Below are 13,589 nucleotides of genomic sequence, written 5' to 3'. Positions count from 1 at the left end.
TTTATGCCCGTGGTATGGGCTATTCTGCTTGTCTTCCTAGCCGTCTCAGAGCCTAGAGTCGGTTGCCAAGCAAGAGAAAGACCGATGATCACCAGTAAGTTGCCGAATGTCGGCACCACTATCTTCACTGTTATGTCCCAACTTGCCGCGCAAACCGGCGCTATCAACTTGTCTCAGGGGTTTCCGGATTTCGATGGTCCGCAGGCGCTGCGTGATGCCGTGGGTCGTCATATCGCCGATGGCCACAACCAATACTCGCCGATGACCGGTCTGCCTGCACTGCGCCAGCAAGTCGCGGCCAAGATCGCTCGCAGCTATGGCAAACAGGTGGATGCCGACGGCGAAGTGACCATCACGCCGGGCGCGACCCAGGCGATTTTCTGCGCGATCCAGACCGTGATTCATCCCGGTGACGAGGTCATTGTTTTCGACCCTTGCTATGACAGCTATGAACCGTCGGTCGAACTGGCCGGTGGTCGCTGTGTGCATGTGCAATTGGGGCTGAACGACTTCGCCATCGACTGGCAAAAGCTCGCGGATGCGATCACGCCGCGCACGCGGATGATCATTCTCAACAGCCCGCACAACCCGAGTGGCGCGCTGATTACCCGCGCGGAACTCGACCAGCTCGCGGCGTTGATTGCCAATCGCGATATTTACCTGATCAGCGACGAAGTCTATGAGCATCTGGTGTTCGACGGGGTCAAGCATGCCAGCGTATTGGCTCACGAAGAGCTGTATCAGCGAGCGTTCGTGGTCAGCTCGTTCGGCAAGACCTATCACGTCACTGGCTGGAAAACCGGCTATGTGGTTGCGCCGCCAGCCTTGACCGCCGAGCTGCGCAAGATCCACCAATACGTGAGCTTCTGCGGGGTGACGCCGTTGCAATATGCGTTGGCCGACTTCATGGCTGAGCACCCGGAGCACGTTGAAGAACTGCCGGCGTTCTATCAGGCCAAGCGCGACCTGTTCTGTGATTTGCTGGAGCCCTCGAACTTCAGCTTTGAGCGGGTCGGTGGTACGTACTTCCAGTTGGTGGATTACTCGAAGATCCGCCCGGATTTGAACGATGTCGACATGTCGTTGTGGATGACCCGCGAGCATGGCGTGGCGACCATCCCGATTTCAGTGTTTTACCAGGAACCTCCACACGGACAGCGCCTCGTGCGACTGTGCTTCGCCAAGCGCGAGGACACATTGCGACAGGCCGCGGAGAAACTTTGCATGATCAAGCGCTATGCGTGACCTCAGCGAACTACCTAACCTCAACATCGCGTTGGTGCAGACCACGTTGGTCTGGCACGACGCGCAAGCCAACCGTGACCATTTCGAGCTGCTGCTCGATCAGGCGCAGGGCGCTGACTTGATTGTGTTGCCGGAAATGTTCACCACCGGTTTCACCATGGAGTCCGAAGCCCTGGCCGAGCCGGAGCAGGGCCCGACGTCGAAATGGATGCTGGCCCAGGCCAAGCGCCTGAATGCGGTAGTGACCGGCAGCCTGATCGTGCGTGCAGCGGACGGTGGCCATCGCAACCGGTTGTTGTGGGCACGCCCCGATGGCGAGCTGCTGCACTACGACAAGCGTCACCTGTTTCGCATGGCGGGCGAGCACAAACACTTCACGCCGGGCGATCGTCAGGTGCAGTTCGAGTTGAAGGGCTGGCGCATTCGGCCGCTGATTTGTTACGACCTGCGCTTCCCGGTCTGGAGTCGTGACGGCCAGGACACTGACTTGTTGCTGTACACCGCCAACTGGCCGGGCGCGCGTCGGCTACACTGGAACCGCCTGCTACCGGCGCGGGCCATCGAGAACTTGTGTTACGTCGCGGCGGTTAACCGGGTGGGCACTGACGGCAAGGGCTTCACCTATTCAGGTGACAGCCATGTGTTCGATTTCCAGGGCGAAAGCCTGCTGAGCGCGGGCGAGGCGGATGGGGTGTTCCAGGTGTGCTTGACCGCTGCCGATCTGGCCGCTTACCGCAAGCGCTTCCCGGCGTACCTGGATGCGGATGCGTTCGAGCTGCACTAAATAGATGTAGGAGCGGGCTTGCCCGCGATGGTGGTTTTTCTAATACTCCGCGTCGGCTGGATCGCAGGCAAGCCAGCTCCTACAAGGTTTTCTTGTGCAGCAGACACAAAAAACCGGCCTGAAATGAAGATTTCAGGCCGGTTTTTTATTTCAGGCGATCAGATCAAGCCGCTTTGGCTTCGGTCTGACTCAGCGAGCGGTTCAGCGCACTGAACAGGGCGCGGAAGCTGGCGGTGGTGATGTTTTCGTCGATGCCGACACCGTGCACCGCACGATCACCATTCACCCGCAGCTCGATATAAGCCGCAGCCTTGGCCGTGGTGCCCGAACCAATTGCGTGCTCGTTGTAGTCCATGATTTCCACGCTGATTGGCAGGCCGGCCACCAGTGCTTCCAGGGCGCCTTTACCCTTGCCGCGCCAGTGTTGGGTTTCGCCGTCGCAATGCACTTCGGCTTCGACCGAGCTATTGCCGTTCTCTTCCTGCAAGCGATGGCTGAGCAGGGCATAAGGCGTGTTGGCTTGCAGGTATTCACGGCGCAGCAACTCGTGAATCTGTTGCGCAGTCATTTCCAGGCCGAGACGGTCGGTTTCACCCTGAACCACCTGGCTGAACTCGATCTGCATGCGACGCGGCAGGCTGATGCCGTATTCCTGTTCCAGCAGGTAAGCGATGCCGCCTTTGCCCGACTGGCTGTTGACCCGAATCACCGCTTCGTAGCTGCGACCAATGTCAGCCGGGTCGATGGGCAGGTAAGGCACTTCCCACATTGCGTCGGATTTCTGCTGAGTGAAGCCTTTGCGGATTGCATCCTGGTGCGAGCCGGAGAACGCGGTGTGCACCAGATCGCCCACATACGGATGACGCGGGTGCACCGAAATCTGGTTGCACTCTTCGACGACTTTACGCACGCCGTCGATGTCGGAGAAGTCCAGCTCAGGGTGGATGCCCTGGGTGTAGAGGTTCAGTGCGACGGTGACCAGGTCAACGTTACCGGTACGCTCGCCGTTGCCGAACAGGCAGCCTTCGACGCGGTCAGCGCCGGCCATCAAGCCCAGTTCGGTGGCGGCAACGCCGGTGCCACGGTCGTTGTGGGTGTGCAGGCTGATGATCACGCTGTCACGGCGGTTGATGTGACGGCCAAACCACTCGATCTGGTCGGCGTAGATGTTCGGCGTGGCCACTTCTACGGTCGCCGGCAGGTTGAGGATGACTTTGTTCTGTGGTGTCGGGTTCCAGACGTCGATCACGGCGTCGCAGACTTCCTTGGCGAACTCAAGCTCAGTGGCGCTGAAGGTCTCTGGCGAGTATTCGAAGGTCCACTGGGTTTCGGGCTGCTTGGCGGCGTATTTGACGAACAGCTTGGCCGCGTTGACCGCGATTTCTTTAACGCCGTCCTTGTCCTGATTGAAGACAATCCGGCGGAACGACGGCGAGGTGGCGTTGTACAGGTGGACGATAGCTTTCTTGGCGCCGCGCAGCGATTCGAAGGTCCGTGCGATCAGGTCTTCACGGGCCTGGGTCAGCACCTGAATAGTGGTGTCGTCCGGGATGTGCTTGCCTTCGATCAGGGTACGAACGAAGTCGAAGTCGGTTTGCGACGCAGCCGGGAACGAGGCTTCGATTTCCTTGACGCCGACGGCCACCAGGGTCTTCCAGAAGCGCAGTTTTTTGACCGCATCCATCGGCTCGATCAGCGATTGGTTACCGTCGCGCAGGTCGGAACTGCACCAGATCGGCGCCGCTGTGATGGTCTTGGAAGGCCAGGTGCGGTCAGGCAGATTGATGGTCGCAAACGCGCGGTACTTGGTCGAGGGATCTTTGAGCATAGTCATGATGGCAATCCTTGAGTACGGGCCGAGAACTGGCGGCCTACCGTTGAAACGAAATAAGAGGGCGAGGCACCGCGATTAGCGTGGCAGTCGTGAACTGACGAGGCTAAGGCAGCGATGCTGGCGTAATAGAATGAGGGTCTGGGACGTGTTCATGCTGTCAACCGTAACCATTGGGGTGAAAGTTGGCAAGTAGTGCTTAAAAATTGAGAGGAATTTGCTGTTTTTCAGAATTTTCGGGATTTTATGGCCGGGCTGGGAGGAAAAGACCGCGTTAATTGCGCGGTCTTGGCGAGGTGCGCAAGTCAGGGCTGAAACGCACCAATGAAAATCGCCGGATCGACCCGCGCATCGTTCAGGCTGACATTCCAGTGCATGTGCGGGCCGGTAGCGCGGCCAGTGGAGCCGACGCGGCCCACAACATCCCCGCGCGCCACTGATTGGCCGACCGTCACATCGATCTTCGACATGTGGCAGAACATGCTGATGAAGCCCTGGCCGTGGTCGACGAATACGGTATTGCCGTTGAAGAAGTAGTTGCCGATCAGGATCACCTTGCCCGCTGCGGGGGTTTTGATCGGGGTGCCAGCGGGGACGGCGAAATCCAGACCGGCGTGAGGATTGCGCTCCTCGCCGTTAAAGAAACGTCGTACCCCGAACTTGCTCGAAAGCGGACCGTTCACCGGTTTATCCAGCAGCAGATTACTCGGTGTTCCCGGGGTGAATGTGCGATAGGCGCGAGTCTGGTCGGCCAATTCGATATTGATGCGCTTGAGGTCATCAGGATTCGGATTGACCTGACGCTGGTTTTTCAAGGTGATGTGCTGTTCTGGATAGGCCTTGCTGCCGACAACGAACGGCAGGGTCCGTGTGCCACTGGCGGTTTTCGCAATGATTTGCTGGCTACCCGGTTTGACCGTCAACGGCACGCCGACAATCGCCAACCATCGTGCATCCTGCTCTCTGACCACCAACACCGGTTTGCCTTGATAACTCGCCTGTGGCGCCTGCGCTGCGGGACCGAGATCGACCACGGCCACACCACCCGGCACCGGCTTGTTCAGCAGTCGGGCGATGTAGCTGTCAGACGCCGCGTGAGCGGGCAGGGTGAAGCAAAGAGCGAGCAGTGGAACAATAAAACGCAGCATTTAGATCAGTCCAAAAGAGAGAGGGTGACCGGTGTCAGGTGGTTATCTTCGACGCGCACCTGCAATTCACCTTCGCCGAGCCGCGCTTTCAGGCGCTGACCGTTATGGGTTTGTTCCGCGCTGCGAATTGCCTGGCCGCGCTCGTCGAGCAAGATGCTGTAGCCGCGGCTCAAGGTCGCCAGCGGGCTGACCACATGCAGGGTTTGCATCTGGCTTTGCAACTGCAAACGCCGGGACTTCAGGCTTTCGCGGATCGCTCGCGGCAAGCGTTCGGACAGACTGTCCAGCCGTTGCTTGAGGAACGCCAGGGTTCGCCCCGGATGCTGGGCGGCGAGGCGGGTCTCCAGATGCGTCAGACGCACGGCACGTTTGTGCGTCTGTTGCTCGAATGCCCGACGCAGGCGCATGTCCAGATCATCCAGACGCTGCGCTTGTTGGCGCAGACGTTCGCCGGGATGACGCAGGCGGCGAGATACGCCCTCAAGACGCAGGCGATCGCGCATCAGTCGATCCTGAATGCGCGCCACCAAACGACGTTTGAGGTTGTCGACCCGCCGTTGCAGGTCGCTGGAGTCCGGAGCCAGCAATTCGGCGGCGGCCGACGGGGTCGGTGCACGGACGTCGGCGACAAAATCGCTGATCGACACGTCGGTCTCGTGCCCGATCGCGCTGACAATCGGCGTCACACACGCGTCGATGGCCCGGGCCACGGCTTCTTCGTTGAAACACCACAAGTCTTCCAGTGAGCCGCCGCCACGAGCGAGGATCAGCGCGTCGAAACCGCGAGCGTCGGCCAGCTTCAGCGCGCGCACGATTTGCGCGATGGCTTCGCGACCTTGTACGGCGGTGGGGATCAGGGTCAGTTCGACTTGCGGTGCGCGCCGGCGGAACACGCTGATGATGTCGCGGATCACCGCGCCGGTGGGTGAGCTGATGATGCCGATACGCTGCGGATGTTGCGGCAGCGCCACTTTGCGTTCGGCACTGAACAGGCCTTCGGCGTTGAGCTTGTCCTTCAGTGCTTCGAAGGCTAGTCGCAGCGCGCCGTCGCCCGCAGGCTCGACGGTGTCGAGAATCAGCTGATAGTCGCCGCGTCCTTCGAACAGCGAAACCTTGCCCCGCACCTTGACCTGCAAGCCGTCTTTCAGCGCCTGACGCACACGTGCGGCACTCTGCCGAAACAGCGCGCAACGCACTTGGGCGCCGCTGTCCTTCAGGGTGAAATACACGTGGCCGGAGGCCGGGCGCGACAGGTTGGAGATTTCACCCTCCACCCAGATATTGCTGAATACATCCTCCAGCAGCACGCGCGCGCGGCCGTTGAGCTGGCTGACGGTGAGGACTTCCCGGTCGAGGCCGAGTCTTGCGAAGGGGTCTTTGATCATGGCGGGCATGATACACGGCTGCATGATGCACTTGTAGGCGCTGCCGCAGCCTGCGGCAGCTCCTACATAAAGCCGCGTTTTGGTAGAGTCAGCGCCAATACACTCAAGGACGTGAACCGATGACCGTTGCTGACCTGTTCAACCACCTGGCCTTCACCCCGCTGGATTGGATTTTGATGGAGCTGGGCGTCGTTGCCGCTTACGTGGTGTTCGGCATCGCCGGTTTTGGGACAGCTCTGGTGGCCGGGCCGATTCTGATCAATTTCATGTCGCTGTCGCGGATCATCCCATTGCTGGTGCTGCTGGATTTCATCGCTGCGTTCGGCAACCTGCTGCCGTCGCGCAAATCCCTGGTCAAGGCCGAGCTCTTTCGTCTCCTGCCGTGCATGGCTGTTGGCTGCACACTAGGCGTGGTGTTTTTGCTCAACCTCAAATCCGATGTGTTGCTGCTATTGATGGGGCTGTTTATTACCGCCTACGCGCTGTACAGCCTGTTGGTCAAAGTGCGCCCGACGCAACTCGCGGCGGGCTGGGCAATTCCGATGGGCACGGTGGGTGGTTTGTTCGGCGCATTGTTCGGCAGCGGCGGTTTTCTGTATGCGATTTACCTGAACAGCCGTTTGCCAGCCAAAGAGCAGGTGCGCGCAACGCAGGCCGCGTTAATCAGTTGCAGCACCATCGTGCGACTGAGCCTGTTCTTGCTGGCGGGAGTGTATGCCGAGCTGTCCTTGTTGCTTTTGGCCGCGTGCCTGTTACCGGCCATGGCGCTGGGCTCGTGGATCGGTCGGTCGCTGACCATGAAACTGTCCCGCGAGGCATTCGTGCGGCTGGTCACCTGGCTGGTGCTGGCCAGTGGTATCGCGCTGATTGGGCGCTATATTTCTACATGAAACGGCGCTTGACCTGACGATTCGAGGCATTAAGCTGCCGGCTTCTTGAAAAGCAGCAACAGGCAGCACCATGAATTCGCAGAGCATTATTGTCCCGAAGATTTCCACACTCCCGGTTCACGAACCCAGGGCGCGGGCGATTGTGCGATGGCTGGTGCGCAAGAACATCATTGCCGAGGAGTTGACCACTTGCGGGCGGACGGGCAATCGCATGGCGCATGCCATAGCGCCAGGCGCCGCCAGTGTGGTGCTGCATCCCGAGGCGCTGCCGTTTAATGAGCCAGTCAACGGCCTTGAAATCGTCTACAAGCGTTGCATCTATACCCCGGCCAAAGGGTTCCTCGAGGAAGCAGGCTGTGCCGAGTGCCGCAAAGAAGTCGGCGAAGCGCTGTTCGACAGCCTGGAAGAGTGGATGCCAGGGCGTACCGACAACTTCACCTGCCCGGAATGCGGGCACGAAGATGACATCAATGGCTTCCTGTTTCTGCAGCCGTGCGCGTTTTCCAACCTGGGATTCATTTTCAATAACTGGGCGGAAGCCGGTTTCAAGCAAAGCTTCATCGACGAATTCGCTGATTGGCTCGATCAGCCGGTGGCGTGGGTCAAGGTCGAACTGTAACGTGGGATTGTAGGAGCGGGCTTGCCCGCGATCAGCGTGATGTGGTGTGGTGTGTCAGGCGCGCCGCCATCGCGGGCAAGCCCGCTCCTACAATGAGTCGGAAAAGGTGTTTTGATATTAGACTGAGGTTTACATTGAGCCCGAGGGCCTGTCTGGGTATAATGGCGCGCTTCCAATTTCCCGCTCGGGAGCCCCCGCATGCTGCGTATCAGCCAAGAAGCTCTAACCTTCGACGACATTCTCCTAGTGCCCGGTTATTCCGAGGTGCTGCCTAACGAAGTTAGTTTGAAGACACGTTTGACCCGTGGCATCGAGCTGAACATTCCGCTGGTTTCTGCCGCAATGGATACCGTAACCGAAGCCCGACTGGCAATTGCCATGGCTCAGGAAGGCGGCATCGGCATTATCCACAAGAACATGACCATCGAGCAGCAAGCTGCCGAAGTGCGCAAGGTCAAGAAGTTCGAAGCCGGCGTGGTCAAAGACCCGATCACCATCGAGGCAGACGCCACGGTTCGTGACCTGTTCGAACTGACCCGCATGCACAACATCTCCGGCGTACCGGTGCTGCATGATGGCGACCTGGTCGGCATCGTGACCTCCCGTGACGTACGCTTCGAAACCCGTCTGGACGCTACCGTTCGTGAAGTGATGACGCCTAAAGAGCGTCTGGTCACTGTTCGGGAGGGCGCCGACAAGTACGAAGTGCGTGAATTGCTGCACAAGCACCGCCTGGAAAAAGTCCTGATCGTCGACGCTAAGTTCGCGCTCAAGGGCATGATGACCGTCAAGGACATCGAAAAAGCCAAGGCTTACCCACTGGCGAGCAAGGACGATCAAGGTCGTCTGCGTGTCGGCGCGGCAGTCGGCACCGGCAAGGACACGGGCGACCGTGTGGCTGCGCTGGTTGCCGCCGGCGTTGACGTGGTGGTGGTCGACACCGCACACGGTCACTCCAAAGGCGTGATCGACCGCGTTCGCTGGGTCAAACAGAACTTCCCTGAAGTGCAGGTCGTTGGCGGCAACATCGCCACTGGCGCCGCTGCCAAGGCACTGGTCGAAGCCGGCGCCGATGCGGTCAAGGTCGGTATCGGTCCTGGCTCCATCTGCACCACGCGTATCGTCGCTGGTGTCGGCGTGCCGCAAATCAGCGCCATCGCCAACGTTGCCGCAGCACTCGAAGGTACTGGCGTTCCGTTGATCGCCGACGGCGGCATCCGTTATTCGGGTGACCTGTCCAAAGCCATCGTCGCTGGCGCTTCGTGCGTCATGATGGGCTCGATGTTCGCCGGTACCGAAGAGGCTCCGGGCGAAATCGAACTGTTCCAGGGTCGTTCCTACAAGGCGTACCGCGGCATGGGTTCGCTGGGTGCAATGTCCCAGGCGCAAGGTTCGTCCGACCGCTACTTCCAGGACTCTTCGGAAGGTGCCGAGAAGCTGGTACCGGAAGGTATCGAAGGTCGCGTTGCCTACAAAGGCTCGCTGACCGCTATCGTTCACCAACTGATGGGCGGCCTGCGTTCCTCGATGGGTTACACCGGCAGTGCCGACATCGAAGAAATGCGCACCAAGCCTGAGTTCGTGCGTATCACCGGCGCCGGTATGGCTGAGTCCCACGTCCATGACGTGCAGATCACCAAAGAAGCGCCGAACTACCGCGTAGGCTAAATCGCGGTAGATGTTGTTCAAGTATCGGGGCTGCTAGCAGCCCCGTGTTGTTTCCGAATTTCACCGACGAGAATGAGTCATGGCCCTCGACATTCACGCCCACCGCATCCTGATCCTCGACTTCGGTTCCCAGTACACCCAACTGATCGCTCGCCGCGTGCGTGAGATCGGTGTGTACTGCGAGCTGCATCCGTTCGACATGGACGACGAAGCGATTCGCGAATTCAACCCGCGCGGGATCATCCTCGCCGGCGGGCCGGAGTCCGTCCACGTTGCTGACAGCCCGCGTGCACCACAAGCCGTGTTCGACCTGAACGTGCCGGTATTTGGTATCTGCTACGGCATGCAGACCATGGCTGAACAGCTGGGCGGTCGCGTCGAAGGTTCCGAGATGCGTGAGTTCGGCTACGCCCGTGTCGACGTGGTCGGCAAGAGCCGCGTCCTCGAAGGCATCGAAGATCACGTCGATCCAGACGGCGTCCTCGGTCTCGACGTGTGGATGAGCCACGGCGACAAAGTGACCAAAATCCCGGAAGGCTTCCACGTGTTGGCCAGCACCCCAAGCTGCCCGATCGCCGGCATGGCCGACGACAAGCGTGGCTACTACGGCGTGCAGTTCCACCCGGAAGTGACCCACACCAAGCAAGGCGGCCGCATCCTGTCGCGCTTCATCCTCGACATCTGTGGTTGCGAAGCCCTGTGGACGCCGTCGCACATTGCTGAAGACGCGATTGCCAACATTCGCGCCCAGGTCGGTACCGACAACGTGTTGCTCGGCCTGTCCGGCGGGGTTGACTCCTCGGTGGTAGCTGCCTTGCTGCACAAAGCCATTGGCGACCAACTGACCTGCGTCTTCGTCGACAACGGCCTGTTGCGTCTGCACGAAGGCGAGCAAGTGATGGCCATGTTCGCTGAGAACATGGGCGTCAAAGTGATTCGCGCCAACGCCCAAGAGCAGTTCCTCGGTAACCTGGCCGGCGAAAGCGACCCAGAGAAAAAACGCAAGATCATCGGCCGTACCTTCATCGACGTGTTCGATGCCGAATCCTGCAAGCTGGACAACATCAAGTACCTGGCCCAGGGCACCATCTACCCGGACGTGATCGAGTCGGCTGGCGCGAAAAGCGGCAAGGCTCACGTGATCAAGTCGCACCACAACGTGGGTGGCCTGCCGGAAGAGATGAACCTGAAACTGGTCGAGCCGCTGCGCGAACTGTTCAAGGATGAAGTGCGCCGTCTGGGTCTGGAACTCGGTCTGCCGTACGACATGGTTTACCGTCACCCGTTCCCGGGTCCGGGCCTGGGCGTTCGTATCCTCGGTGAAGTGAAGAAGGAATACGCCGACCTGCTGCGTCGTGCCGACCACATCTTCATCGAAGAGCTGCGAAAGGCCGATTGGTACCACAAAGTCAGCCAGGCATTCGTGGTGTTCCAGCCAGTGAAATCGGTGGGCGTGGTCGGTGATGGCCGTCGTTACGCGTGGGTGGTTGCCCTGCGTGCCGTCGAAACTATCGACTTCATGACCGCGCGTTGGGCACACCTGCCTTACGAACTGCTGGAAACCGTCAGCGGCCGCATCATCAATGAAATCGAAGGCATCTCCCGCGTCACTTACGACGTGTCGAGCAAGCCGCCAGCGACCATTGAGTGGGAATGATCTGATTGTGTTGAGCGCTTCTCGGTGCTGACATAATGAGACACATAAGGGCAGCTTAGGCTGCCCTTATTTTTTGCCAAACGTCGGTGAATCGTCCGCGCGAGTAGCGCTGGTGGCCGATAATCCCGGCATGGGGATGTTCCACTGCCATGTGATCGATCAAATGGAAACCGGCCTTATGGCCGCTATCGAGGTGTCGTGATGAGGCAGCCACAGATAATTGATCGCAGTCAGGATCAACACTTCATGCGCGAAGCCCTGGCGTTGGCGGCACAGGGCGCGGCGCTGGGCGAAGTGCCCGTGGGCGCGGTACTGGTGCAAAACGGTGAAATCATCGGTCGAGGTTTCAACTGTCCGATCAGCGGCAGCGACCCCAGTGCCCATGCGGAGATGGTCGCGATTCGCGCCGCCGCCCAGGCCATTAGCAACTACCGGCTGCCGGGCAGCACGCTGTACGTGACCCTGGAGCCGTGCAGCATGTGCGCCGGGTTGATCGTGCATTCGCGGGTCAATCGGGTGGTCTACGGCGCGCTGGAACCCAAGGCCGGCATCGTGCAGAGCCAGGGGCAGTTTTTCAGTCAGGGTTTTCTCAACCATCGAGTGCTGTTCGAAGGTGGGGTGCTGGGGGAGGAGTGCGGGACGATGCTGAGTGAGTTTTTCAGGATGCGGCGGGCAAAAACCTGAGATACACGATAACCCTGTAGGAGCGGGCTTGCCCGCGATGGCGGTGTGTCAGGTACATAGCAATCGCGGGCAAGCCCGCTTCTACAACGGGTGGTTTCAAAGCGTCGGATTAGTGCCTTCGGTGGGCTTGGTCTTGTCCACGCCAGGCACGTGCAGGTTGCCGTCGGCGACCTGGCTGCCTTCGAGTTGCGGCTGGGTCACCCACGTCAGGATGTCGTAGTAACGGCGGATGTTGGCGACAAAATTCACCGGCTCTCCGCCTCGCGCGTAGCCGTAGCGGGTTTTGCGGTACCACTTTTTTTCCGCCAGACGCGGCAGCATCTTTTTCACGTCGAGCCATTTATTGGGATTCAAGCCCTCGCTTTCGGCCATTTTTCGCGCGTCGTCGAGATGACCGCTACCGACGTTGTAGGCCGCGAGAGCGAGCCACGTACGATCGGGCTCTAATATCTTGTCGTCCAGCTGATCCTTCATGTAGGCAAAGTACTTCGCCCCACCTTCGATGCTCTGCTTGGCGTCCAGGCGGTTGGAAACGCCCATGGCTTGCGCGGTGTTCTGGGTCAGCATCATCAAACCGCGCACCCCGGTTTTCGAGGTCACGCCGGCTTGCCATAACGATTCCTGATAGCCGATGGCGGCCAACAGGCGCCAATCGACCTTTTCTTCCTTGGCTGATACCTGAAAGTGTTTCTGATATTTCGGCAGGCGTTCCTGCAGGTGTTGGGCGAAGGTGTAGGCGCCGACATAGCCGAGGACATCCACATGTCCGTAATAGCGATCTTTCAGGCGTTGCAGGGTGCCGTTCTTGTCGGCCTTGTCGAGGAAATTGTTGATCTCGTTGAGCAGGCTATTGTCTTCGCCGGGGGCCACGACCCAACGCTGGTCGCTGCCGTCGCCGAGGTCGAAGCCGACGCGAACGTTGGAGAAATACACCTGGTTCATGGCCAGCTCGTTGGAGTCGACCAGGGTCAAGTCGATCTGGCCTTCATCCACCATGCGCAGCAGGTCGACTACCTCTACGGCGTCAGACTCTTCGTATTCCAGCGCAGGTAACTTCTTTTTCAGCGCTGCCAGCATTTCGGCATGGCTGCTGCCTTTGAGCACCATGATTTTTTTGCCGATCAAATCATTGGGCGAGGAAGGGCGGGACTGGCCGTTGCGGTAGATCACTTGCGGGGTGACTTGCAGGTAAGGGTGGGAAAAACGCACCTGCTGCTTGCGTGCATCGGTGGCGACCAGTCCGGCGGCTGCCAGTACCGGGCCACCGGGTTTGTGCATTTGGTCGTACAGGTCGTCGATATTGTCCGCGGTCTCGATCTGCAGCTTGACGCCCAGATCGTCGGCGAAACGCTTGACCAGCTCGTACTCGAAGCCGGTTTCGCCGTTGCGATCCTGAAAGTAAGTGGCCGGGCTGTTACGAGTAATAACGCGCAGAACGCCGTCCTCCTTGACTCGCTCCAGTGTGTTGGGTTTATCAACACAGGCGCCGAGCATCAGGAAGAGTCCGGTTGCGATGAGCCATTTGGCACACAGCGGGCGGAAAGCGGATTGGGAAAACATCGGTGCAGTATACGCAAAGGACCCTCGTCGCCATATCTCGACAGTGAAGGTGTTGTCTGATAGATCAATACGATTCTTTACCTGCCGACATCCGGGCATCTCAGAGGCCACCGTTTTG

11 protein-coding genes and 1 pseudogene are annotated in these 13,589 nt (G+C 59.5%); 8 read left to right on the top strand and 4 right to left on the bottom strand.

Annotated elements, in window-relative coordinates; genetic code table 11:
- Window positions 1–84 precede the first annotated feature (84 nt).
- Together ACF0H7_RS25215 and ACF0H7_RS25210 are read left to right on the top strand one after the other, a co-directional pair.
- Window positions 85–1,245 carry a pyridoxal phosphate-dependent aminotransferase gene (locus ACF0H7_RS25215; RefSeq protein ID WP_397449554.1) on the top strand — a complete coding sequence of 387 codons (1,161 nt, stop codon included), beginning with the start codon at window positions 85–87 and terminating at the stop codon, window positions 1,243–1,245.
- Window positions 1,238–2,029 carry an amidohydrolase gene (locus tag ACF0H7_RS25210; protein ID WP_397449553.1) on the top strand — a complete coding sequence of 264 codons (792 nt, stop codon included), beginning with the start codon at window positions 1,238–1,240 and terminating at the stop codon, window positions 2,027–2,029. The genes ACF0H7_RS25215 and ACF0H7_RS25210 overlap by 8 nt, the downstream gene beginning before the upstream one ends.
- A 163-nt stretch (window positions 2,030–2,192) precedes the next feature.
- Here ACF0H7_RS25210 and leuA read toward each other — a convergent pair whose 3' ends face one another.
- From leuA to xseA, 3 genes are all read right to left on the bottom strand, one after another.
- Window positions 2,193–3,863 carry a 2-isopropylmalate synthase gene (gene leuA / locus ACF0H7_RS25205; protein WP_397449552.1) on the bottom strand — a complete coding sequence of 557 codons (1,671 nt, stop codon included), beginning with the start codon at window positions 3,861–3,863 and terminating at the stop codon, window positions 2,193–2,195.
- Window positions 3,864–4,165: 302 nt separating this feature from the next.
- Window positions 4,166–5,008 carry a peptidoglycan DD-metalloendopeptidase family protein gene (locus tag ACF0H7_RS25200; RefSeq protein ID WP_397449551.1) on the bottom strand — a complete coding sequence of 281 codons (843 nt, stop codon included), beginning with the start codon at window positions 5,006–5,008 and terminating at the stop codon, window positions 4,166–4,168.
- 5 nt (window positions 5,009–5,013) lie between these two features.
- Entirely contained in the window at window positions 5,014–6,393 is a 1,380-nt protein-coding gene (gene xseA, locus ACF0H7_RS25195; RefSeq protein ID WP_397454016.1) for an exodeoxyribonuclease VII large subunit, read from the bottom strand.
- A gap of 119 nt (window positions 6,394–6,512) precedes the next feature.
- Here xseA and ACF0H7_RS25190 point away from each other — a divergent pair, with 119 nt between their 5' ends.
- From ACF0H7_RS25190 to tadA, 6 genes and pseudogenes are all read left to right on the top strand, one after another.
- Window positions 6,513–7,283: a sulfite exporter TauE/SafE family protein gene (locus tag ACF0H7_RS25190; protein WP_397449550.1), complete on the top strand. Its 771-nt coding sequence runs from the start codon at window positions 6,513–6,515 to the stop codon at window positions 7,281–7,283.
- Between the two features lie 70 nt (window positions 7,284–7,353).
- A complete protein-coding gene (locus ACF0H7_RS25185) occupies window positions 7,354–7,902 on the top strand; it encodes a sugar ABC transporter ATPase (RefSeq protein ID WP_397449549.1) in 549 nt (182 codons plus the stop codon).
- 198 nt (window positions 7,903–8,100) lie between these two features.
- On the top strand, window positions 8,101–9,570 hold the full coding sequence (guaB, locus tag ACF0H7_RS25180; protein WP_397449548.1) for an IMP dehydrogenase: 1,470 nt from the start codon (window positions 8,101–8,103) through the stop codon (window positions 9,568–9,570).
- Window positions 9,571–9,649: 79 nt separating this feature from the next.
- Window positions 9,650–11,227, top strand: a complete 1,578-nt coding sequence (gene guaA / locus ACF0H7_RS25175; RefSeq protein WP_397449547.1) for a glutamine-hydrolyzing GMP synthase — start codon at window positions 9,650–9,652, stop codon at window positions 11,225–11,227.
- Between the two features lie 94 nt (window positions 11,228–11,321).
- Window positions 11,322–11,429, top strand: a pseudogene (locus ACF0H7_RS25170) (multicopper oxidase domain-containing protein); the annotation flags it as partial.
- On the top strand, window positions 11,429–11,911 hold the full coding sequence (gene tadA / locus ACF0H7_RS25165) for a tRNA adenosine(34) deaminase TadA (RefSeq protein ID WP_397449546.1): 483 nt from the start codon (window positions 11,429–11,431) through the stop codon (window positions 11,909–11,911). The pseudogene ACF0H7_RS25170 and the gene tadA, both read left to right, overlap by 1 nt.
- A 96-nt stretch (window positions 11,912–12,007) precedes the next feature.
- Here tadA and mltF read toward each other — a convergent pair whose 3' ends face one another.
- The gene (mltF, locus tag ACF0H7_RS25160) at window positions 12,008–13,471 is read right to left on the bottom strand and encodes a membrane-bound lytic murein transglycosylase MltF (RefSeq protein WP_397449545.1); all 1,464 of its coding nucleotides are present in this window, start codon (window positions 13,469–13,471) and stop codon (window positions 12,008–12,010) included.
- Window positions 13,472–13,589: the final 118 nt, after the last annotated feature.

The organism is Pseudomonas sp. NA-150 (assembly GCF_044336365.1).
In the GTDB taxonomy this organism is placed as follows: Bacteria; Pseudomonadota; Gammaproteobacteria; order Pseudomonadales; family Pseudomonadaceae; genus Aquipseudomonas.
The sequence above is the reverse complement of the archived record's forward strand: the minus strand, read 5'-3'. Positions and strand labels throughout refer to the sequence as shown.